Genomic DNA, 20,916 nt, shown 5'->3' with positions numbered 1-20,916 from the left:
AATAAATCTTCACAATTATCCTATTTTTGCGCTATGGGAAGAAGGAATAAAAACAAGGTATTTGACGCCGTTGAAGTTACTGATGCCGGTGGAAAAGGAAAAGGTATTGGTAAATCTCCAGATGGTCGTGTAATTTTTATAGACAATGTAGTGCCCGGTGATATTGCCGATATTAAAACCACGAAAAAGAGAAAATCTTATTACCAGGGAACTGCTGTAAATTTTCATCAATTTTCCGATAAACGTGTAGAACCTGTTTGCCAGCATTTTGGAACTTGTGGAGGCTGTAAATGGCAAAATATGGGTTACGAATATCAACTGGAGTACAAACAGAATGAAGTTCTAAACAATCTTATTCGGGTAGGAAAGGTTGAATTACCTGAAGTGACCCCAATTTTAGGCAGTAAGGAAATCTATTTCTACCGCAATAAAATGGAATTCTCATTTAGCGACAGCCGCTGGCTCACTCCGGAAGAGATAAACAGCGGGAAAGATTTTGATGATAAAAATGCCCTTGGATTTCACATTCCGGGGATGTGGGATAAAATTCTGGATATCAAAAAATGTCACCTACAGGAAGATCCCAGCAATGCAATAAGAAATTTTGTAAAAGAATACGCTACAGATAACGACCTCAGTTTTTTTAATGCCCGTAAACAGGAAGGTTTATTAAGAACTTTAATGATTAGAACTTCCTCTACCGGGGAGTTAATGGTTTTAATTCAGTTTTTTCACGAAGACAAAGAAAAGCGAGAGTTATTACTTGATGCGGTAGCAGAAATGTTTCCGGAGATCACTTCGTTGCAATACGTGATCAATGAAAAAGGAAATGACACCATTTACGACCAGGAAGTAATTTGCTATAAAGGCCGCGACCATATCTTTGAGCAAATGGAAGGACTTCAGTTTAAAATAAACGCCAAGTCTTTTTACCAAACCAATTCTGCACAGGCTTACGAATTATATAAAATAACCAGGGTTTTCGCCGATCTTAAAGGAGACGAAATTGTTTACGATCTATACACAGGAACAGGAACCATAGCCCAGTTTGTTGCCAAAAAAGCGAAAAAAGTAATTGGGGTTGAAGTTGTGCCTGAAGCTATTATAGACGCCAAAGAGAACGCTGAGCGCAACCAGGTTGAAAACACCGAATTCTTTGTAGGCGATATGAAAAAAGTTTTTTCTGAATCATTTATCAATACTCACGGGCAGCCAGACGTTATTATAACCGATCCGCCTCGAGACGGTATGCATAAAGATGTGATTGCCCAAATAATTGGTATATTGCCGCAGCGCATTGTTTACGTGAGTTGCAACTCGGCTACACAAGCTCGCGATCTCTCTTTATTAGACGAATATTATAAAGTGACTAAAGTGCAACCGGTAGATATGTTTCCACAAACGCACCACGTAGAAAATGTTGTTTGTTTAGAAAGAAAATAGATGAAGACAAAATATCTTAAAAAACTCTTTTTTATCGGTGGGCTACTCATGCTTTTCCTTGGCTGCCAGAGAGATGATATTTGCCCTGCGGCAACGCAAACCACTCCTTTGCTGGTTGTGCGATTTTATGATGCCGAAGAACGAGATAACCCGGCCAGCCCAACCAATTTAAGTATTAGATCTACGGTAAATGATGAAATTAAAACATTGTATCAACGAATAAGTTTTGATAGCATTGTGATCCCACTAAGAACAGATCAAGATGCAACTTCCTATACCTTCACTATATTTGATCGCGATCCTGAAGATGAAGAGGACGAAGAAGACGAAGAATTCACCCCAGATACCGATACTTTAACCTTTACTTACGGCACCGAAGAGATTTACGTAAACCGTGCCTGTGCTTATAAAGTAATATACAATAGTTTAAAGTTAACCATTGAAGGCGGTGAAGATGGGCAATGGATTGATTCTTATATTATTGAAGAACCCAATATTGAAGATGAAACACAAGCACATATCAACATATTTTTTTAGTCTTGCCTTTCTATTTTTGGCTAGCCCTTTATTAAGCCAGGAAACAATTGTACAGGATAGCCTGGCCAAGCGGGAAAAATTTGGTTTACGGATAGGAACAGATCTTAGTAAACTAGCAAGAACCGCTTTTGAGGATGATTATTCAGGATTTGAAATCCTGGGAGATTACAGGGTTTATAAAAATTATTATGCGGCTGCAGAACTTGGTAATGAAAGTATGGGTTACGAAGAAGATAATATTAGCCTAACTTCTCGCGGAAGCTACATAAAGCTCGGTGCCGATTATAATGCGTATGAAAACTGGACGGGAATGCAGAACCTTATTTTTGTAGGAGCGCGTTATGGTTTTGCTACTTTTACCCAGGAAGTTGATGAATACCGAATCTACACTACTAACTCTTACTTTGAACCCGATGTTAGAACCGATAATATTGAATATTCGGGCTTAACGGCTAGCTGGGTAGAATTAATTGCCGGGATTAAAGTTGAAGTACTGAATAATCTATACCTCTCGGTGAATGTTCAGCTTAAGCGCAGGTTGTTTCAATCTGCTCCAGATAATTTTGATAACCTGACTATTCCCGGTTTTAACCGAACTTACGACGATAGTAATATTGGGGTGGGCTATGGCTACACCATTAGTTACCTGATTCCTTTCTATAAGAAATAGAGAATTCTGCAAATAAAGCTTTATCGTTTATACGGATAAATTTATTAAATTTACACGTATAAGAATATAGAGCTATGAATACCAAACTCACTTTAAAGCTCGATCAAGAAGTAATTGAAAGAGCTAAAAAATATGCTTCAAATCAAAAACTCAGTTTGTCTAAACTTGTAGAAGCCTATTTACAATCGCTAACAAGCAAGAAAGATACCGACGAATTAGAAATCTCTCCTTTTGTGAGAAGCATATCAACCGGTAAAAAGATAGCGCCCGACCTCGATTATAAAGAAGAATACTCAGACCATTTATTGGAGAAATATAAATGAATAAAAGAATATTTATAGATACCAATATTATTCTTGATCTATTAGGAGAAAGATATCCGTTTTATAAAGCTGCAGCAAAACTTGCAAGCCTTGCTGATAAAGGAATTGTTTCATTAATAGTTTCTCCTATTTCCTTTGCAACCGTAAATTACTTCCTATCCAAATTCGAATCTCCAAAAATTGCAAAAGAAAAGCTTAGAAAGCTCAAAATTTTATGCGAAATTTCTATAATTGATGAGCAAATAATCGAAAAAGGACTAAACTCAAATTTTAAAGATTTTGAAGATTCTCTTCAGTATTTTAGTGCATTAGCTTCAGAATGTGAAATTATAATTACAAGAAATACGAAAGATTTTCAAAAATCTTCCCTACCGGTAATGACCGCTACCCAATTTCTAAAAAGTTTCTCTATTAATCCGTAAGCAATAAAATTTGTTGGTCACCCCAATTTATTCATTGCTTACAGATCAAAATTTTAATCCTGAAACTTCGCCTTTTTTGATCCCTGGTAGATCTGGTATTTTAATAACTTAGATTCCAGGGCACCGTTGTAAAGTTTTATTTTTCGGGAAGGTCTTAGGCCTACGTGTTTTATAGCTTCAAGATTAGAGGTTATAAACCAGGCATCAGTCCCCGGATAAGATTGCTTTAGCGTGTCTCCTATCTCTTTATAGAATTTCGGCATATCAATTTCTAATCGCTCTCCATAAGGCGGATTAAATAACATATGTAAATGCCGCTCTCCTTCTTTTTCAGAAGCAAAGAAATTCTGTCTTTCTACTTTTATAAATTCAGAAAGATTAGCATTTTCAATATTATCTATGGCTTTATGCACTGCCGATGGCGAGGTATCATAACCTTTGATCTTAAAATGAAATTCCCGCATTTTCTTCAGCACAGATGCTTCTATTTTTGCAAATAGATCTTCATCCCAATCTTTCCAGCGTTCAAAAGCAAATTCTTTTCGGTTTAAATTCGGTGGAATATTGCAGGCAATCATCGCGGCTTCAATTAGAATAGTCCCACTACCGCACATGGGATCCATAAAATCACACTGCCCGTCCCAGCCTGAAAGCAACAGCATACCAGCAGCCAACACCTCGTTTATAGGCGCAATATTAGTCGCGGTTTTATACCCACGTTTGTGTAGCGACTGCCCAGAGGAATCGAAGGAAACATTACAAAAGTTCTTTTCAATATGAATATTAAGTCGCAAGGTTGGAAAATCAAGATCTACATCTGGTCTTTTACCAAACTTATCCCTAAACCTGTCTACAATAGCATCTTTGGTTTTAAGGGAAATATACTTGGAATGCGTAAAGGTATCTGAATGCACCGTGGCATCAATGGCCAGGGTATCGTTAACATCCATAAAATTCTCCCAGGGCAAATCGTAGATTTGTTTGTAAAGATCGTCTTCAGAAAATATTTTAAAACTCTGGTAAGGTTTCAGGATCTTAATGGCGGTTCTTAAGCAAAGATTGGCTTTATACATAAAGCCGGTATCTCCAACAAAACTTACATTCCTGGTTCCTTCTTTTACATCCATCGCGCCAAGTGCCATGAGTTCTTTAGCCAAAACTGGCTCAAAACCATACATGGTCTTAGCGATCATTTTAAAATTATTTTCCATATCGGTTTTTTACAGTCCACAAAAATAGGGTAATTTTGCTGAATAAAGGTATTGCCGGCTTTGGATACTGAAATATTCTAAAAGCTTTTACGACTCAGGTTTTCTAATAATATTTTGCAGTAATTAATGATCTATATTTTACCCCTTCTTTCTGTGCTTGCCGGCTATCTTATCGCTACTTTTTTAAAACCCTCCTCCTCTACCGGCTTTAAATTGCTGCTTAGTTTTAGTGGAGCTTATCTTTTGGCGGTTACGATCTTTGAATTGTTACCCGAAGTTTACTTAAATGGCACTAATGAGGTTGGGATTTTTATCATGCTTGGATTACTGCTACAAATTATTCTTGAATTTGTATCAAAAGGTGTGGAACACGGCCACCTACACCAGCAGGAAGGAATGGATAGATTCCCCATCTTATTACTAATAAGTTTAAGTGTACACGCTTTCCTGGAAGGTTTCCCTATGGATGAAGGCGATCATATTTTACACGGGGTTGTAATACATAAAATTCCGGTAGCGACCATACTTTCGGTTTTTCTAATTCATTCTAATTTGAGTAAAATTAAAGTTGGCGTATTCCTGGCAATTTTCGCTTTAATGACCCCACTAGGAAGTTTTTTTAAATCACAATTCAGCTTACTCCAGGAGATCTCAATTTACATTAATGCCTTAGTGATTGGTATTTTTTTGCACGTTTCTACCACTATTCTATTTGAAGCCTCAAAAAACCATAAATTCAATATTTCTAAACTGGCGGTAATTGTGGGCGGAATTTTACTGGCTTATTTAATTTGATATGTTTAGCAAAGCTGAAAGCAAGAAATTAAGACAACAGTTCTGGACCAGCTTCGGTATCGTTTTCCGCAGAAAATGGGTTTTGTATGATACCGGCATAAAAGAACTTCAGCTTAAATTCACTTTTAACCGAAAATTCGCCCAGGTTTCTATAGATGTCTTAGACGAAGACCCGCTGATTAGAGCCTATTATTTTGAAAAGTTGCTTTCCCTAAAAAACATCCTGATCTCTGAATATTTACCTGAAGCAGTTTATGAAGAAGAATATGAACTTCCCGAAGGAAAAACCATCTCACGAATCTATGTTCAGCTTGATGGTGTAAATATTCATAACCGGCAACACTGGCCTGAGGTGATGAAATTCCTTAATGATGCTATGGAGCAGATGGAAGCTTTCTTTATAGAATATAAAAACCTTTTTAGGTAAGTTTTTCTCTTATACCGCATTTTCAGGGTTTTAACCAACTAATTTAGTCGCTTATTTGTTTAAAATAGGCTTATGAGAACTATTAGACTTTTTGCGTTTCAGCACCGTGACGAATTACAAATTGGAATCACTTATAAATTTGATTTTAAACTCAATGATTTCATTAAAAATATGGAAGGGATGCGCTGGTCCCGCACCTATTCGTGTTTCTATTTGGCATATTCGGTCAACAACAAAAAGCGCATTTATACTGTTCTAAAAAAGATAGGCTGCATTATAGATTATTCGGCTTTAAAAGATCTTAAAACAGAGACGGTAGAAACTCCGGAGGGAGAGCATTCGAATTTGAATCCGCAGCAATTGGAGATCCTGGAAGAATTTCAGAATTACTTAAATGGGCAACGCTTTAGTAAAAGCACCTTAAAAACTTATACAACTTTTGTACAGCGATTTATAGCATTTCAAAGAGATAAATTAAATAATATCACCAATCGTAGAATTGAGATTTTTATTGAGCAGGAAATTGCCGGGAAGAATTACGCCATTAGTACGCACCGGCAATGTGTAAGCGCTTTAAAACATTTTGCAGCATTACACCGTTTCCCCGAACTAAAAGCCGAACAAATTTCCAGTCCCAGGAAATATAAATATTTACCCGTAGTACTTTCTAAAGAAGAAGTGATAGATCTTTTAAGAGCCACACAAAATTTAAAGCACAGAGCGATTTTTGCTTTGTTGTATTCCTCTGGCCTTAGGGTTGGGCGGGCCTTACAATTCTTCCAGTATCAGGGCGGCTTTACATCATGCATGCAAGCTGGTAAATATCAAAAAAAAGTAACGCCGCATACATTGCGACATTCTTATGCCACCAATATGTTAGAAAACGATATAGATCTAAGGCATATACAGAGTTTGCTGGGTCATTCGAAACCAGAAACTACGATGATCTATACTCATGTAACTCAAAAGGAATTAATGAAGATTACGAGTCCTTTGGATGTTAGCTTAAAAGCATTATCAAATTCTGATAAAAAGGATGGAAACATGCGTTTATCCCGAAATGTTTTTGACTAAAAAGGTAGATTGTGCCAGATATAACACGTTAGTACCAATTAGAACAACCACAGAAACTAACAGAAATAATAAACGTTTAAATTGAACTTTTATGGAAAAAGATGATTTAAAATTTACAGCTAAGCATTTAGCTAACAAGCTTAAACTGCGAAATGTAAACTCTGAAGTCGTAAAAAGACATAATGAACTAAAGAAAGTCTATGATAATGACCCACAGATGGCGTCAATTGTAGATTCAGCAGTAGTTAAAGGTGAAAATCTGGATGACCCTTTTCATTCAAAAGTTCTAATGAATGATGAATTAAATTTACCACTAAAAACTGGTCTTCATAGAGCTGTAGGTGGTGATCACGATTACTCAACTCCCGGAGACATTTTATGTGCCGCACTGGCTGTTTGTTTGGAAAGTACTTTAAGAATGATCGCAGATAGATTGGAAATTCAACTGGAGCATACAAAAGTGTCAGCTGAAGCCCACCTTGATGTACGCGGAACATTAAAATTTGATAAATCCGTTCCTGTTGGATTTCAAAAATTGAATTTGGAGGTAGAAATAGGTTCAAACAATGCAGGAGAAAAGGTTTTAAATACTCTATTTAGTGCAGCAGTAAAAAGTTGTGTAGTTTATCAAACGTTAAAACCTGGAATTCCTATAACAAAAACATTGAAAATAATATGAACCAATCTTAAACTGGTACTAATTCGATTAAACTAACATAACTGTAAGCTACCCTTAATAACGAACTGTTTAAAAGTATAATATATTTTATAACTTTAAACAGTAATTATGAAGAAGAGTAGATATTCACCACAGCAAATCGCAAAGATTTTAAAGGAGTTTGATAACGGAAAAACGGCCGCGGAGATCAGCCGTGAATATGGCATTAGTACAGCTGCATTCTATAAATGGCTGGAACGCTATGGCGGGATGAACGGCAAAGAGCTTAAGCGCCTGAAAGACCTCGAGGAGGAAAACCGAAGGCTAAAGCAGATGTATGCCAATCTATCCCTGGATCATCAAATGGCCAAAGAAATCATCGAAAAAAAGCTTTAAAGCCCTGCCGTAAAAGAACCATAGCCAAAGAACTTACGCGTTACGGTATTAACAGGGCGTGCCGTGTTTTAAATATGAGCAAAAGCGTTTTTTATTACCGGCCAATTCCAAAGAACGATACTGCTATCGAAGCGGCTTTACAACAAAAAGCTAAAGAACATAGCGAAGAAGGCTTCTGGATGGCTTACGATCGTCTAAGGAGTGAAGGCAAGCCATGGAACCATAAACGGGTGTACAGGGTCTATAAAAAACTAGGTTTAAGTTTGAGACGAAAGGTAAAAAAGCGTTTACCTGCCCGGGTTAAAGAACCTCTAGAGGCTCCCATAGCTCCCAATCGTAGCTGGAGTATTGATTTTGTGACCGAAGTCCTAGAAAATAAAAGACGCTTCCGCGGCTTAACCGTTATCGATGATTACAACCGAGAAGCATTGCATATAGAAATTGATTTTTCACTGCCTAGCAAACGTGTAGTCTGGGTATTGAACCATCTAATTAACCGCAGGGGAAAACCCCAAAAAATAAGAATGGATAATGGACCTGAATTTGTTGCTAAGATCGCTTCAGAATGGAGCCAGATGCAAGAGATCGACTTTCAGTATATTCAACCCGGAAAACCAACCCAGAATGCTTTTATAGAACGATTCAATGGAACCTATAGAAGAGGCGTTCTCAATAAGTACCTCTTTGAAGATCTAAATCAGGTAAGGGAACAAACCGAGACCTGGATGGAAGATTACAACAATGTAAGACCACATAATGCACTGGGAAAAATGTCCCCCGTAGCATACGCAAAAACTCATTCTCCTGGCGGTACCGCCAGGAGAATGAAAAATGATATTTTTAGACAATCAAGCAGTTCTAATTAGGGGCAGCTTACAGTAAGAAAAATTAATTATGGAAATAATTTCGATGCAGGAATGAGATTATTTACTGATAATAACAATTTGAATGAGATCGTAATTAGAGGAACAAGCTCAGTATCAGATGGTTTTACACCAAGCGATATAATATACACAGATAATATTTTAGTTATTTGGAACTTGAACTAATGTTAGCCCATAGCGAATAACTTAAATGGTCAACAAGATCTGTATATGTAAGATGTTGTGATACACGATGCAAAACATCTTGTTAAGCCATTTTATTTCCCCCTAATAAATCTTTATTTTCGAGCTCTTTAAAAGAAAGACGATGAAAGAAAATAAACTGCTCAATTATATTGAAGAGGTATTAAAAAATATGCCAACAGACTGGCTGAAGCTAACTACCCATAGACTGGATATTTATAATGAAAGTTTAGCGAAAACTCAGTTCCTGAAACAATTTGAAGCCTTGTATAAGGCCGGTAATTCGAAAAAAACGGCGCTTAATGAATTACCCACAGCTTTCGACTATATTCGGTTAGGTCATCCTTTATCCTCGGTTCTGGAATGGGGAATTGCTCATTTAAATGGCCTAAAAACAGATAACGTGATAAGTTTTTCTTCACGAACGATCCCGGTTTTAGCCATACTAAGAAAGAACTTATTCGATAATAAGAATACCCGAATTGTTTATACCGGGGAATTACCCGATTTTTTCGATTTCGAAACAATCCGCCGTGTTTATAGATACAATTTCGAATTAAAACAAGTTGAAAGCGCAGAAGATATTTCTGACTTTAACGGAAGTACCATTTTCATTTCTCAAAATGATAAAATGGGTCGCGTGGATCTTAATCCGGAAATTGACTTTTTAATAAGTCTGCACCCACCTTTGGGAAGTCTTTTATTGGTAAATGGCGATGAAAATGAAGCTTATATTTCTGAAATCCAGCACGTACGTAGAAGAGAGACCATTGCCATGACACCAGACGATTCGTTTTCTGCGCTGCAACAGCTCATTGGGAAATCTCCTTCAACTGAAAGGAAGAGCAATGTAGAAACCAACAAAGCAAGCGTAGTAGATTCGATTCACGAGATCACCGCTACAAAATCTAATGTGCAGCTTGGTTCTTGCGGACTTTCCATTCAATACGCTATTATGATGGGCCTCATTGACGATGCCCTGGAAAAGCACCCGGGAAAAGACATTAAAATTATTGTCCCCCCAAACTGTTATGGTGGAACAAACGACCAGGCAAGACGGGTTGCTGCCTGCGTTAAAAATGTTGAAGTTCTGGATTTACACGTAGATGGTGATGACGATATGGTTAAAAGTACAGATCAGGTTCTGGCGCAGGTTGCTAAAGAAGGCGCTGTTCCATATATTATTGCTGAAATTCCTACAAACCCCAGGGTTGAAGTTCCAGACCTGGAAGAGTTAAAAATTGTTTTAAGCAAAACCCGAAAAACTGCAACAGATGAAGTTGCCATCGACCCTGTGTTTATTCTGGACCAAACATTTTGTCCAAATGTTCAGTTTTTAAGTAAAGATGGCATCCTCTCCTCTATCAGGACTATCTCATACGTTAGTGGATCAAAATTTCCGAGTGGCGGAAAATGTACAGCCGGCTATTGTGTTGCCAACGAAAAAGCTGAAGAATTAATGCCAACCATAGAAAAACACCTTCAACTATGTGATAACGAAGCCACAGATCTTCAAGTTGAAATATTAGCTGAACAGCTGCCTTCAATGAATCAAAGGATTAAAGATGCTTACAAAAACACGCGTGAATTTGTAAACTTTATCGAAAAGAAATTACCTGAAGCTAAAATTAATTTCGTTTCAGAAGATCTGGCTGAACAAGGCTTTACACCTTCTGTTTTTTCACTGGATCTTCCTACCAAAGGTAATAGCGATGAAGAAAAAGAAACATACAAAAGAGCCCTGAATCAAAAGCTCATCAATATGATGATTAGTGAAATTCCTAATGAGAGTAAGTATTGCGTGAGTTATGGACAATTAAAAGGATGTTACTGGACCATACCTGCAACTTCTACACAGGGAACCACAAAAGAAGATGATAAAGATTATATTGCCCGGGTATCTGTATCTCCAAATCTGGAATTGGAACATCATAAAAAGGTTTTTTCAGACTTTGTTGAACAAATTTAATCTTGACGGAGGTGTCTTACACCTCCGTTATTTTTTTCAACGGAATCCTTTTATTTCTTGATTCCTGCTAATTATAGCCCAAAAATTACTTCACTGATAATTGAACAAGCTCCCTGACAAACTTTAGGTTCTTATCATTTACCGATTAACCTGACGATAGTCAGTTTATAGCGATTGTAGATAGTTTAACTTTGATTTTATACTGACGCTTTAATATTTATACAATGAAAAAAAATATGGGTTCAGCAGATAAAATTATTAGAATAATAATAGCTGCAATTATCGGGTTACTGTATTTTACAGGAACAATTTCAGGCACATTAGGCATGGTACTTTTAGTACTTGCCGGTATATTCGTTTTAACAAGTTTCATTAGTTTTTGTCCGCTTTATGCTCCCTTTGGAGTAAGTACCTGTTCTATAAAAGAAAAGAAATGAAAATTGCCGTATTTAGTACAAAATCTTACGATCAGGAATACTTTGAAAATTATTCCATAGGTAACCGCTATAATTTTTCATTTTTTGAAACTGCTCTAAATAAAGATACAGCGAGTCTAACCAATGGCTTTGACGCCGTATGTATTTTTGTGAACGATAGCGTTGATAAGAATACAATAGAAATTCTTTCAAAAAACGGAGTTAGACTAATCGCTTTAAGATGTGCCGGTTTTAATAATGTAGATATTGAAGCCGCTAAAAGCAACAATATAAAAGTTGTACGAGTTCCTGCTTATTCCCCCGAGGCTGTTGCAGAACACGCACTAGCATTGATCTTAACCTTAAATAGAAAAACCCATAAAGCCTACAACAGGGTTCGGGAAGGAAATTTTTCATTAAAAAATCTTATAGGATTTAATTTATATGGTAAAACCATTGGAGTTATTGGTACAGGCCAAATAGGCGCAACCTTTTGTCGTATAATAAAAGGTTTTGGATGTAAGATTATTGCCTTTGATGTTTCAAAGTCTGATGAACTCATTCAGCAGGGAGTAGAATACTTATCCTTAGACGAAGTGTTTCAACAGTCAGATATTTTGTCCTTGCATTGCCCGCTAAATCCTAGCACCAAACATATAGTGAATGAAAAGTCAATAGCATTGATGAAAGACGGAGTTATGATCATAAATACCAGCAGGGGTGCACTAATCAATACCGCTGATGTGGTAAATGGTCTAACCAGCAAGAAAATAGGATATTTAGGAATTGATGTTTATGAGCAGGAAGAAAAACTGTTTTTTGAAGATCTCTCTGAAAGTATAATTGAAGATGATCTTATTCTGAAGTTAATCAGCTTTCCAAATGTATTGATAACTTCACACCAGGCATATTTTACTAAAGAAGCAATGGATGAAATAACCACAACTACTCTTCAAAACATTGAAGCTTTTGATAAGCACCTGGAATTGAAAAATGAAGTAGTATAGACGGTTATAAAAAAGCTCAATCACAGATATGACTGAGCTTTATTTTTTATTATTCCTTAAATTCTCCTTTCACAAATATAATTTTTTGTAATCTGCATTGCTCCTGCCAATGTTATGTCTCTTAATTTAAAGCAAGCTCCTTATTCCGGAGAAGTAGAAAAAATAGATGCTCCTTATCTGTAATAAGCGAATTCTATGAGAAATAGGGATTAGAAGTTGTAAAGTTACTTAAATTTGTATCGTGCACGATTTAATTTTGCACGTTAAAAATAAAAGCAATGAAAGGAAAAGTTGAAACAACACTAACGCAAAACATTTTTAGAATCTTACTAGCTCTGTTTATGACTTATGCTGGCTTTAGCCATTTAACCTTTAACAGAATAGAATTCCAGGCTCAGGTGCCAGATTGGCTTCCGTTAAGCAAAGATTTAGTAGTTATTTTATCTGGGATTGTTGAAATGGCTTTAGGCCTCGCGCTACTGTTTTGGAAAAAGCAACGTGCTACCATTGGTTGGGCGTTAGCGATTTTCTTTGTACTTGTTTTTCCCGGTAACGTTGCACAGTATTTAGACGGAAAAGATGCTTTTGGCGCTTTAGATTCAGATAGAGCAAGATTAATACGGCTTTTCTTTCAACCGGTTCTTATAGCCTGGGCACTTTGGTCTTCCGGCGCGTGGAGAGCCTGGAGAAACTCAAAAAATAAATAGTATGGATGATGAGCAACTAAAATTGAACAATCAGATCTGTTTTCCTATTTATTCGGTTTCAAGACTAATTACAAAAGCTTATAAACCCTTTTTGGAAAAAATGGGTTTAACTTATCCGCAGTATTTAGTTTTACTGGTATTATGGGAAAATGATAATATTTCGATGAGTAAAATTGGGGAAAAATTATTGCTAAACACCAATACCCTATCTCCACTCGTAAAGCGTATGGAGAAAATGGAGTTGTTGCAGCGCAAACGCTCTGATAAAGATGAAAGAAGTGTATTTATTCAACTTACTCCAAAAGGAAAAGAGCTAAAAAATACTGCAGTCCCAATTCCGGAGAAACTGCTAAATACTTTAATGACGGAAGATGTAACCCTTACAGAAATAATGCTTTTAAAAGATACGCTGAATAAATGGTCTGATATTCTCTCAGAAAAGCAAAATGACGAACAATAAATATTAACTTACTGATAAATAAATTCTTGAAATAAAAAGCAACTGATATGAAAGCACTACAAATAGTAAAATATGGAGAAATTAAAGAAAGTTTATCTATTAATGAAATCGAAAAACCATCGGTACAATCAAATGATATTTTAGTTGAAGTTAAAGCTGCTTCTATAAACCCTATTGATTATAAAATGGCACAAGGTCATTTAAAAGAAATGGTGCCGTTGAATCTACCGGTAACCATAGGCTTTGATGTTAGTGGCGTGGTTGTAGAAAAAGGCAATGATGTTACTAATTTTGAGATAGGAGACGAAATTTACGCCAGGGTGCCCCATGAACAAATGGGTACCGTAGCAGAATTTGTAACCGTAAACAGCGACAAGGTTGCTAAAAAACCCGAAAATATTTCTTTTGAAGAAGCTTCAGGACTGCCACTTACTGGACTTACTGCGATCCAGGCTTTAGAAAAAGCGGAGATAAAAGAAGACGACAGGATTCTTATTCACGCCGGATCAGGTGGTGTTGGTAGTTTTGCCATTCAGTACGCCAAAGCAAAAGGAGCTATCGTTTATACAACCACCAGTACAAAAAATGTAGATTGGGTGAAAGCCCTTGGAGCAGATCGGGTGATAGATTATAAAGAGGAAGATTACAAAGAAGTTGCGAATAATCTGGATATTGTTTTTGACACTTTGGGTGATGATTATACGTTTGATGCCTTCGAAATAATTAAAGAAGGTGGAGTCGTAACTTCAATCGCAGGTCCGCCAAGCGAAGAATCTGCCAAAATAATGGGAATCAAAGATTATAAGTTACCCGAACAATTATCAAAACTAATTAAAGAGAAATCGGCAGTTTATAAGCACACCTGGATGCAGCCTAATGCAGCCCAGTTGAATGAGATCAAAACCATGGTTGAAGAAGGAGATATTAAACCAATAGTAGATCTTATTTATTCTTTTGAAGATGGAGTTGATGCCTATGAATACCTGGCAACCGGAAGAGCAGAAGGAAAAGTAATTATTAGCTTATCCTAAGCTTCTTAAAATTAATCAAGATTATAAATAAAAAAGAAAATAGTTATGAAAAAGAAGAATGTTTTAGTTGCCGGCGCTAACGGTAGCACTGGAAGAATTATTATCGATTTATTAAAAGAATCAGAAAAGTACCAACCTATTGCGATGGTGAGAAAGCAGGAGCAAAAAGAGCATTTTGAAAAAGAAAATGTAGCAACTGTACTTGGTGACCTGGAAGAAGATTTAAATGAAGCTGTAAAAGGTGCCGATAAGGTTATTTTTGCAGCAGGTTCAGGTGGAAAAAAGGTTGTTGAAGTAGACCAGGAAGGTGCAAAAAGATTTACAGACGCAGCCAAAAATGCAGGAGCTGAAAAATTTGTGATGCTTAGTTCTATGGGTGCAGACAATCCCAGCATTAGTGAAGAACTAAAAGACTACCTAAAGGCGAAAGGAAATGCTGACGAGTACTTACGTAAAAGTGGTTTAGAGTATACCATAGTAAGACCTGGTGCCCTTACCAATGAAGAAGGTTCAGGTAAAATTCAACTAAATGAAAAATTAGAAGAACAGGAAAGTATTTCTCGGGCCAACGTTGCTCGCACTCTAGTAGAAGTATTGGACAACGACGTTAAGCAGAACCAGGTTTTTGAAATTCTGGACGGTGAGACTCCAATAGAAAAAGCAGTGCGTAGTTAAGAAATTTTCAAATACTTAAATGAATAAAGAAAAAATGAAAGATATGAAAGTACTATTTGTATTAACCTCTCACGACAAATTGGGAGACACAGGAGAAAAAACAGGATTTTGGATTGAAGAGTTCGCAGCACCTTATTACAACTTATTGGATAAGGGAGTTGAGCTAACTGTTGCCACCCCCAAAGGTGGAAAAGCACCAATCGATCCAAACAGTGAAGGAGAAGATGCTCAAACCGAAGATACCAAACGCTTTTACAAAGACCAGGCAGCGCAAAAAGTGATTAACAACACGGTAAAATTAGAAACACTTAATGCTGAAGAATTTGACGCTGTATTCTATCCAGGTGGCCACGGTCCGCTTTGGGATCTTGCAGAAGATAAAACATCAATAGCTTTAATAGAGGCATTTAATAAGCAGGATAAACCAATAGGTTTTGTTTGTCATGCACCAGCAGCTCTTAAAAACGTAAAAAATGAAAATGGTGAGCCCTTAGTAAAAGGGAAAAAAGTAACCGGTTTTACAAATACTGAAGAAGAAGCGGTGCAGTTAACCGAGGTAGTTCCATTTCTTGTAGAAGATATGCTAAAAGAAAATGGAGGTATTTATTCTAAGTCAGGTGACTGGGAAGTTCATGTGCTTAAGGACGGGAATTTGATTACCGGCCAAAACCCTGCTTCTTCAAATAAAGCATCCGAAATATTATATGAGTCGCTTAAATAATAGAAGCGAACCAAATTTAAAGCCTGTAACTCGAAAAGTTACAGGCTTTTTTTATGGTTATATTTTATTACAATCTTACAAACTATCCCATGCATAAGATACATAAAGAAGGAACGTAATTTTAATATCGAGACAGACCAGTAAGCATTTAAATCTCAATTATTGAGTAAATTAATTAAACTAGAATCCATTCTATAATATCAAATAAAAACCCTGGTACCTGGTAGCATTATATAAGCTTCCGTATTAAGAATTTTTTAGTAATTGTTTATCCTTATTTAACAGCCAGTTCTTCTTATTTCTTGTAATTTCCATATGAATATTTCCCTACTTCTTAAAATATTCGTTGAAATTTGAAAGCTGAAAATGATGTTGAGAAAACCTTCAGAAGTAGATTATCTGGAAAATTATTATATCGTCAATTATACTGCTGCGATATATTACAAACATGCTATTCTAACCACCAAGAAACCTTACTTAAAGCGTCTTTTTAAATCTTTATACAATCATAAAAAAGCGCTTAAAACTGATTTGGATACCCATATTTTAGAAGCGCGAGATCAGGAATATCTGGATGAACTTTTAGTAAAATGTAAGAACGAAGTGCTAAGAATGCAAAGGAAAATAAGTTCTGCTGCTAATTTAAAATCAGGAAGGATATGTACCGAAATGGAAAATCATTTCGGTAAACAATTAAAGCACACCCTTAGCTTATTAACCGATGGAAAATTGAGAAACACGCTCTTAGCCCATAAACATTCCTCCGAATCTTTACGAAACCAATTAACCACGGTAAGTAAATACCTAATCTAAAAAACTATACTTTCTCGGCCTGAGTCTCTAATTTATAAGCTTGTTTTGCAATTTCCAGTTCTTCATTTGTAGGAATAACCAAAATTTTCACCTTAGCATCATCAGCATTTATAGTTCTCAATTCCTTTGAACGTTCCTTATTCTTTTCCTCGTGAAGTTTAATTCCTAAGAAATCCATATCACTACACACTAAACTCCTAATTACATCACTATTTTCCCCAATTCCGGCGGTAAACACCAGGGCATCCACACCATTCATTGCAGCTGCATAAGCACCAATGTATTTTTTAATTCGGTAGGCATTCATATCCAATGCTAATTGGCATTGTTTATTTCCTTTCGCTGCATTTTCTTCAATATCTCTAAGATCACTAAAGCCGGTAAGTCCATACATCCCACTTTCCTTGTGCAAAATATCACTTACTTCTTGTGGAGAATAGCCTAATTGATCTATTAGATAAAAAATAACCGACTGGTCTATGTCACCGCTTCTGGTTCCCATAATTAGTCCGTTAACCGGAGCAAAACCTAAAGAATGATCTATGCTCTTTCCCTCTTTAACAGCAGTTATACTACAGCCATTTCCTAAATGAATACTTATAATTTTTGAATTTTCATGCTTCAAATAATCAACAGCCTTTTCTGTGACGTATTTATGACTGGTGCCGTGAAATCCATAAAGCTGAATATGCTCTTTTTCAAAAAAGTCATTAGGAATAGCGTATTGCGCAGCTTTTCTGGGAATAGTTCTATGAAAAGCGGTATCAAAAACAGCAACCTGTTTGGCATTCGGAAATAACTCTTCAGCAACCTCAATTCCCTTTAAATTAGCAGGGTTATGCAAAGGCGCCAGGGAGAAAAAATCTTTTATTTTCGCTTTTACCGCGGGATTTACTTCTATTGTTTTAGAAAAATTATCGCCACCATGCACAACTCTGTGTCCAATAGCAGCTATTTCCTCGGCATTCTTAATAACCCCTTTTTCAGGGCTCATTAAAAGATCGGTAATGGCCTTTAAAGCTATAGCATGATCTTTTGCTGAAATTTCTTCAGAAATTGACGCCTTATCTGTTTTAAAATGAAGTTTAGCTCCCTCCAGGCCAATACGTTCTACAAGTCCTGAAGCCAGCACCACTTCTTCTGGCATCTGGATTAATTGAAATTTTAAAGATGAACTTCCTGAATTTATAATTAAAATATTCTTCATATTGAATTATATTCCTTGTGCCTGAATGGCGGTTAAAATAACTGTATTATATATATCGGCAACGGTACATCCGCGGCTTAAATCGTTTACCGGCTTGTTTAAGCCCTGAAGCATAGGCCCAATGGCAAGTGCTCCAGTTTCTCTTTGCACGGCTTTATAGGTGTTGTTTCCGGTATTTAAATCGGGGAATATTAAAACATTAGCCTGTCCCGCTACTTCAGATTCCGGTAGTTTACTTTTTCCAATGCTAATATCTACTGCAGCGTCATACTGAATTGGACCTTCTATTTTGAGATCCGGTCTTCGCTTTCTAACAATTTCAGTAGCTTCTCGTACTCTATCCACATCGGCTCCCTTCCCTGAAGATCCTGATGAATAGGATAACATAGCAATTTTTGGTTCAATACCAAAGGCCGAAGCACTTTCAGCTGAAGAAATAGTGATCTCGGCTAATTCTTCGGCTGTAGGATTAGGATTAATCGCACAGTCTCCAAATACTGAAACTCTATCCTCTAAACACATAAAAAATACTGACGAAACTACAGAAACATTTGGCTTGGTTTTAATAAACTGTAGCGCCGGTAATATGGTATGTTGCGTTGTATGTGCGGCTCCAGATACCATCCCATCAGCATGACCTTTATGTATCATCATCGTTCCGTAATAAGACACATCACTCATGCGGTCCTTGGCCATATCCATATTCACACCTTTATGCTTTCTCAATTCGTAAAAAGTTTCGGCATAATCCTGGAAATTCGGTGAATTAATAGGATCTATAATATTCACTTTTGAAAAATCAAGATCTAAAGCAATTTTGGCAACCGTTTTATGTATAGCATCCACATCTCCCAGCAAAGTGAGTTCTACCAGGTCCATATCTATAAGACGTTTGGCTGCGGTAAGAATACGCTCGTCAGTTCCTTCAGGTAGTACAATATGCTTTTTACTTTGCCGGGCTCGTTTAACCAGACTGTATTGAAACATTCTTGGAGTAATTCCCTGCGGTTTATAGTTAATCAATTTTTCAACCAAAGGATCAAAAGAAACATAACGTTCAAAAATACTTATGGTAGTTTGTATTTTCTGAATACTATCAGCATAAATATTAGATTTAATGGCACCTACCTTATTGGTAACGCCAAAAGTTCCTTCCTGAACGGAAATCATAGGAACTATATCAGATAAACCTTCAATTAATTTTAAAATTGATTCTTCGGGGGTAAGTCCACCCGTTAGAATAATACCTGAAATTCTTGGGTAATTACTGGAAATATTAGCCTGAAGAGCGCCAAGAATAATATCTGCCCTATCGCCCGGTGTAATTACAAGGCTTTCGTTTTTTAAAGTGGTAAGATAATTGCGTAACTGCATAGCTCCAACCCCAAAATTTCCTGTTTGGTTATCAAGAAAATCGTGGCCAAATAAAACCTTACCATTTAATACTTTTACGATCTCTTTTAAGGTAGGATTGTTCAGCGTATTAACTAACGGAATTGCGAATACACCAACATCTTCGGGCAGAAAAGCTCGCATATTCTTTTTAGCAGGTTCCAGGTTATCTTGCTGAATTTTATTACTCACCATTGCCATTACCTGCACTTCTTTATCTTTAAAAGCACGGTAAGCCATTTGCTGGTTTCCTAAAAGTTCCTCCCAGTTTTTAAACTGCCCACTAACAACTATTATAACCGGGATGCCCAGGTTTTTAGCTATTAATACATTAACATCAAATTCAAAAACACTGCCCTCGCCAGAAAAATCGCTTCCCTCTACAAGGATAAAGTCGAATTCTTCTTCAAGTTTTTTATACTTAGAAATAATGGTATCTATAATCTCTCCAGATTTTCCTTCATTTCTTTTCTGGATCACTTCGCTTCGGGTAAAGGCATAAGTATCCTCGTAGGGGATTTTTAAATCAAAATAACTTAAAACAGTATCTATATGGTTGTCTCTTTCGCCTTCTATAGCGTCGTTAATAATAGGCCTGAAGTATCCTACTTTTACCATCTTACCAAGTAGGGTTCTCATTAGTCCCAATGAGATCATAGATTTACCACTGTGGGATTCCAGCGTGGCGATATAAATTCCTTTATTCATAGTATATAAATTATAGGGCAAAAATAAAGTTATTAAAAGAAAACCACTTTTAAGTTTTTCCTAAAAGATATTAAACCTGATATGAATCATCTTTTAAATAAAGGCATAAAAAGCAAGCCATATCTAGCTATATATTATATTGAAATTTGTAATGAAAAGGAAAATTGAAGATAACTATTGGTTAAAGAAGAACTTTCTCTGAAGTATAAAATAGAGTATCCTTGATTTTCTGGTATAAAAAAACCCTTCATCAAATGAATGATGAAGGGTTTCAAAGAAAGGCGGTGACATATTAAATGACCACCTTTGAATACAAGTGCTTGCACGCAGTATGAAAAGCTGTGGGAATTAATCCCGCTACGCAGCGGGACCTCACAAGATTATGCAAAAAAAAGACCCTTACAACTTAATGTAAGGGTCTTCAAAAGAAAGGCGGTGACATACTCTCCCACAAATAGCAGTACCATCTGCGCTAACGGGCTTAACTTCTCTGTTCGGAATGGGAAGAGGTGAGCCCCGTTGCCATAACCACCTTAAGTCTTTAGTATGCAGTTTACAGTCTATAAGTTCGCAGTATTACTGCTTACTCTTTTACTTACAACTGCCTACTCTAATAAGTTGACATATTTAAGAAACAAAGAATATAGATAAACTTGGGTAAAGCATTCAAGTCCCCACACCTTTGCAGGCGTGGGAATCGCATCAAGCTTTACGGATTATTAGTACCACTCGGCTATGACATTGCTGCCTTTACACCTGTGGCCTATCAACGTGGTCGTCTCCCACG

22 protein-coding genes and 2 rRNA genes are annotated in these 20,916 nt (G+C 36.6%); 19 read left to right on the top strand and 5 right to left on the bottom strand.

Translation table 11 applies throughout. The features are described 5' to 3' along the window. Positions 1-33 precede the first annotated feature (33 nt). The 5 genes from rlmD (at position 34) to B5440_RS08260 (ending at position 3,395) form a co-directional block, all read left to right on the top strand. Positions 34-1,443: a 23S rRNA (uracil(1939)-C(5))-methyltransferase RlmD gene (gene rlmD, locus B5440_RS08280; RefSeq protein WP_070053189.1), complete on the top strand. Its 1,410-nt coding sequence runs from the start codon at positions 34-36 to the stop codon at positions 1,441-1,443. Next, the gene (locus tag B5440_RS08275) at positions 1,444-1,980 is read left to right on the top strand and encodes a DUF6452 family protein (protein WP_070053155.1); all 537 of its coding nucleotides are present in this window, start codon (positions 1,444-1,446) and stop codon (positions 1,978-1,980) included. Then, entirely contained in the window at positions 1,946-2,650 is a 705-nt protein-coding gene (locus B5440_RS08270) for a DUF6048 family protein (RefSeq protein WP_070053157.1), read from the top strand. Before B5440_RS08275 ends, B5440_RS08270 begins: the two co-directional genes overlap by 35 nt. A gap of 74 nt (positions 2,651-2,724) precedes the next feature. Further along, positions 2,725-2,973, top strand: a complete 249-nt coding sequence (locus B5440_RS08265) for a DUF6364 family protein (protein WP_070053159.1) — start codon at positions 2,725-2,727, stop codon at positions 2,971-2,973. Then, positions 2,970-3,395 carry a type II toxin-antitoxin system VapC family toxin gene (locus B5440_RS08260; RefSeq protein WP_070053160.1) on the top strand — a complete coding sequence of 142 codons (426 nt, stop codon included), beginning with the start codon at positions 2,970-2,972 and terminating at the stop codon, positions 3,393-3,395. Before B5440_RS08265 ends, B5440_RS08260 begins: the two co-directional genes overlap by 4 nt. Before the next feature lie 53 nt (positions 3,396-3,448). Here B5440_RS08260 and B5440_RS08255 read toward each other — a convergent pair whose 3' ends face one another. After that, complete coding sequence (locus B5440_RS08255; protein WP_070053162.1) at positions 3,449-4,606, bottom strand: THUMP domain-containing class I SAM-dependent RNA methyltransferase; 1,158 nt, start codon at positions 4,604-4,606, stop codon at positions 3,449-3,451. A gap of 126 nt (positions 4,607-4,732) precedes the next feature. Here B5440_RS08255 and B5440_RS08250 point away from each other — a divergent pair, with 126 nt between their 5' ends. The 14 genes from B5440_RS08250 (at position 4,733) to B5440_RS08185 (ending at position 16,822) form a co-directional block, all read left to right on the top strand. Beyond that, on the top strand, positions 4,733-5,401 hold the full coding sequence (locus B5440_RS08250; RefSeq protein WP_070053163.1) for a ZIP family metal transporter: 669 nt from the start codon (positions 4,733-4,735) through the stop codon (positions 5,399-5,401). A 1-nt stretch (position 5,402) separates the two neighbouring features. Then, positions 5,403-5,828 (top strand): DUF4268 domain-containing protein, encoded by a 426-nt coding sequence (locus tag B5440_RS08245; RefSeq protein ID WP_070053165.1) that lies wholly within the window; start codon positions 5,403-5,405, stop codon positions 5,826-5,828. Positions 5,829-5,900: 72 nt separating this feature from the next. Then, positions 5,901-6,902, top strand: coding sequence for a tyrosine-type recombinase/integrase (locus B5440_RS15815; protein WP_070053166.1), 1,002 nt, complete (start codon positions 5,901-5,903; stop codon positions 6,900-6,902). A 91-nt stretch (positions 6,903-6,993) separates the two neighbouring features. Next, positions 6,994-7,581, top strand: coding sequence for an OsmC family protein (locus tag B5440_RS08235; protein WP_079711105.1), 588 nt, complete (start codon positions 6,994-6,996; stop codon positions 7,579-7,581). 108 nt (positions 7,582-7,689) lie between these two features. Then, a protein-coding gene (locus B5440_RS08230; RefSeq protein WP_100970624.1) for an IS3 family transposase occupies positions 7,690-8,822 on the top strand; the annotation gives its coding sequence in 2 pieces (ribosomal slippage) (positions 7,690-7,951 and positions 7,951-8,822; 1,134 coding nt in all). 325 nt (positions 8,823-9,147) lie between these two features. Further along, positions 9,148-10,992 (top strand): PLP-dependent aminotransferase family protein, encoded by a 1,845-nt coding sequence (locus B5440_RS08225; protein ID WP_070053170.1) that lies wholly within the window; start codon positions 9,148-9,150, stop codon positions 10,990-10,992. 224 nt (positions 10,993-11,216) lie between these two features. After that, positions 11,217-11,429: a YgaP family membrane protein gene (locus B5440_RS08220; protein WP_070053171.1), complete on the top strand. Its 213-nt coding sequence runs from the start codon at positions 11,217-11,219 to the stop codon at positions 11,427-11,429. After that, positions 11,426-12,415, top strand: a complete 990-nt coding sequence (locus B5440_RS08215; protein ID WP_070053173.1) for a 2-hydroxyacid dehydrogenase — start codon at positions 11,426-11,428, stop codon at positions 12,413-12,415. The genes B5440_RS08220 and B5440_RS08215 overlap by 4 nt, the downstream gene beginning before the upstream one ends. A 278-nt stretch (positions 12,416-12,693) precedes the next feature. Then, on the top strand, positions 12,694-13,122 hold the full coding sequence (locus B5440_RS08210) for a DoxX family protein (RefSeq protein WP_070053174.1): 429 nt from the start codon (positions 12,694-12,696) through the stop codon (positions 13,120-13,122). A 1-nt stretch (position 13,123) separates the two neighbouring features. Beyond that, complete coding sequence (locus B5440_RS08205) at positions 13,124-13,582, top strand: MarR family winged helix-turn-helix transcriptional regulator (protein WP_070053176.1); 459 nt, start codon at positions 13,124-13,126, stop codon at positions 13,580-13,582. 47 nt (positions 13,583-13,629) lie between these two features. Then, on the top strand, positions 13,630-14,613 hold the full coding sequence (locus B5440_RS08200) for an NADP-dependent oxidoreductase (protein WP_070053177.1): 984 nt from the start codon (positions 13,630-13,632) through the stop codon (positions 14,611-14,613). Between the two features lie 45 nt (positions 14,614-14,658). After that, positions 14,659-15,288: an SDR family oxidoreductase gene (locus B5440_RS08195; protein WP_070053178.1), complete on the top strand. Its 630-nt coding sequence runs from the start codon at positions 14,659-14,661 to the stop codon at positions 15,286-15,288. A 43-nt stretch (positions 15,289-15,331) separates the two neighbouring features. After that, positions 15,332-16,009 (top strand): type 1 glutamine amidotransferase domain-containing protein, encoded by a 678-nt coding sequence (locus B5440_RS08190; protein WP_070053192.1) that lies wholly within the window; start codon positions 15,332-15,334, stop codon positions 16,007-16,009. A 366-nt stretch (positions 16,010-16,375) separates the two neighbouring features. Beyond that, positions 16,376-16,822, top strand: coding sequence for a hypothetical protein (locus B5440_RS08185; RefSeq protein ID WP_141728107.1), 447 nt, complete (start codon positions 16,376-16,378; stop codon positions 16,820-16,822). A 4-nt stretch (positions 16,823-16,826) separates the two neighbouring features. Here the strand turns inward: B5440_RS08185 and B5440_RS08180 are convergent, their stop codons facing one another. The 4 genes from B5440_RS08180 to B5440_RS08165 form a co-directional block, all read right to left on the bottom strand. Then, the gene (locus B5440_RS08180; RefSeq protein ID WP_070053182.1) at positions 16,827-18,029 is read right to left on the bottom strand and encodes an acetate/propionate family kinase; all 1,203 of its coding nucleotides are present in this window, start codon (positions 18,027-18,029) and stop codon (positions 16,827-16,829) included. Positions 18,030-18,035: 6 nt separating this feature from the next. Continuing rightward, a complete protein-coding gene (gene pta / locus B5440_RS08175; RefSeq protein ID WP_070053183.1) occupies positions 18,036-20,129 on the bottom strand; it encodes a phosphate acetyltransferase in 2,094 nt (697 codons plus the stop codon). 427 nt (positions 20,130-20,556) lie between these two features. Next, positions 20,557-20,665, bottom strand: a 5S ribosomal RNA gene (gene rrf / locus B5440_RS08170). A gap of 162 nt (positions 20,666-20,827) precedes the next feature. Next, positions 20,828-20,916: ribosomal RNA gene (locus tag B5440_RS08165) — 23S ribosomal RNA — on the bottom strand; the annotation flags it as partial.

This window comes from Salegentibacter salarius (assembly GCF_900168265.1).
In the GTDB taxonomy this organism is placed as follows: Bacteria; Bacteroidota; Bacteroidia; order Flavobacteriales; family Flavobacteriaceae; genus Salegentibacter; species Salegentibacter salarius.
This window is presented reverse-complemented; position numbering and strand designations above follow the sequence as displayed.

Excerpts from the sequence above, each read along its gene's own strand:
- pta (WP_070053183.1), bottom strand. The coding sequence starts at position 20,129 with ATGAATAAAGGAATTTATATCGCCACGCTGGAATCCCACAGTGGTAAA.
- B5440_RS08275 (WP_070053155.1), top strand. The coding sequence starts at position 1,444 with ATGAAGACAAAATATCTTAAAAAACTCTTTTTTATCGGTGGGCTACTC.
- B5440_RS08195 (WP_070053178.1), top strand. The coding sequence starts at position 14,659 with ATGAAAAAGAAGAATGTTTTAGTTGCCGGCGCTAACGGTAGCACTGGA.
- B5440_RS08265 (WP_070053159.1), top strand. The coding sequence starts at position 2,725 with ATGAATACCAAACTCACTTTAAAGCTCGATCAAGAAGTAATTGAAAGA.
- B5440_RS08220 (WP_070053171.1), top strand. The coding sequence starts at position 11,217 with ATGAAAAAAAATATGGGTTCAGCAGATAAAATTATTAGAATAATAATA.
- B5440_RS08250 (WP_070053163.1), top strand. The coding sequence starts at position 4,733 with ATGATCTATATTTTACCCCTTCTTTCTGTGCTTGCCGGCTATCTTATC.
- B5440_RS08210 (WP_070053174.1), top strand. The coding sequence starts at position 12,694 with ATGAAAGGAAAAGTTGAAACAACACTAACGCAAAACATTTTTAGAATC.
- B5440_RS08200 (WP_070053177.1), top strand. The coding sequence starts at position 13,630 with ATGAAAGCACTACAAATAGTAAAATATGGAGAAATTAAAGAAAGTTTA.
- B5440_RS08270 (WP_070053157.1), top strand. The coding sequence starts at position 1,946 with ATGAAACACAAGCACATATCAACATATTTTTTTAGTCTTGCCTTTCTA.
- B5440_RS08215 (WP_070053173.1), top strand. The coding sequence starts at position 11,426 with ATGAAAATTGCCGTATTTAGTACAAAATCTTACGATCAGGAATACTTT.
- B5440_RS08225 (WP_070053170.1), top strand. The coding sequence starts at position 9,148 with ATGAAAGAAAATAAACTGCTCAATTATATTGAAGAGGTATTAAAAAAT.
- B5440_RS08190 (WP_070053192.1), top strand. The coding sequence starts at position 15,332 with ATGAAAGTACTATTTGTATTAACCTCTCACGACAAATTGGGAGACACA.
- B5440_RS08245 (WP_070053165.1), top strand. The coding sequence starts at position 5,403 with ATGTTTAGCAAAGCTGAAAGCAAGAAATTAAGACAACAGTTCTGGACC.
- B5440_RS08185 (WP_141728107.1), top strand. The coding sequence starts at position 16,376 with ATGATGTTGAGAAAACCTTCAGAAGTAGATTATCTGGAAAATTATTAT.
- B5440_RS08260 (WP_070053160.1), top strand. The coding sequence starts at position 2,970 with ATGAATAAAAGAATATTTATAGATACCAATATTATTCTTGATCTATTA.
- B5440_RS08205 (WP_070053176.1), top strand. The coding sequence starts at position 13,124 with ATGGATGATGAGCAACTAAAATTGAACAATCAGATCTGTTTTCCTATT.
- rlmD (WP_070053189.1), top strand. The coding sequence starts at position 34 with ATGGGAAGAAGGAATAAAAACAAGGTATTTGACGCCGTTGAAGTTACT.
- B5440_RS15815 (WP_070053166.1), top strand. The coding sequence starts at position 5,901 with ATGAGAACTATTAGACTTTTTGCGTTTCAGCACCGTGACGAATTACAA.
- B5440_RS08255 (WP_070053162.1), bottom strand. The coding sequence starts at position 4,606 with ATGGAAAATAATTTTAAAATGATCGCTAAGACCATGTATGGTTTTGAG.
- B5440_RS08235 (WP_079711105.1), top strand. The coding sequence starts at position 6,994 with ATGGAAAAAGATGATTTAAAATTTACAGCTAAGCATTTAGCTAACAAG.
- B5440_RS08180 (WP_070053182.1), bottom strand. The coding sequence starts at position 18,029 with ATGAAGAATATTTTAATTATAAATTCAGGAAGTTCATCTTTAAAATTT.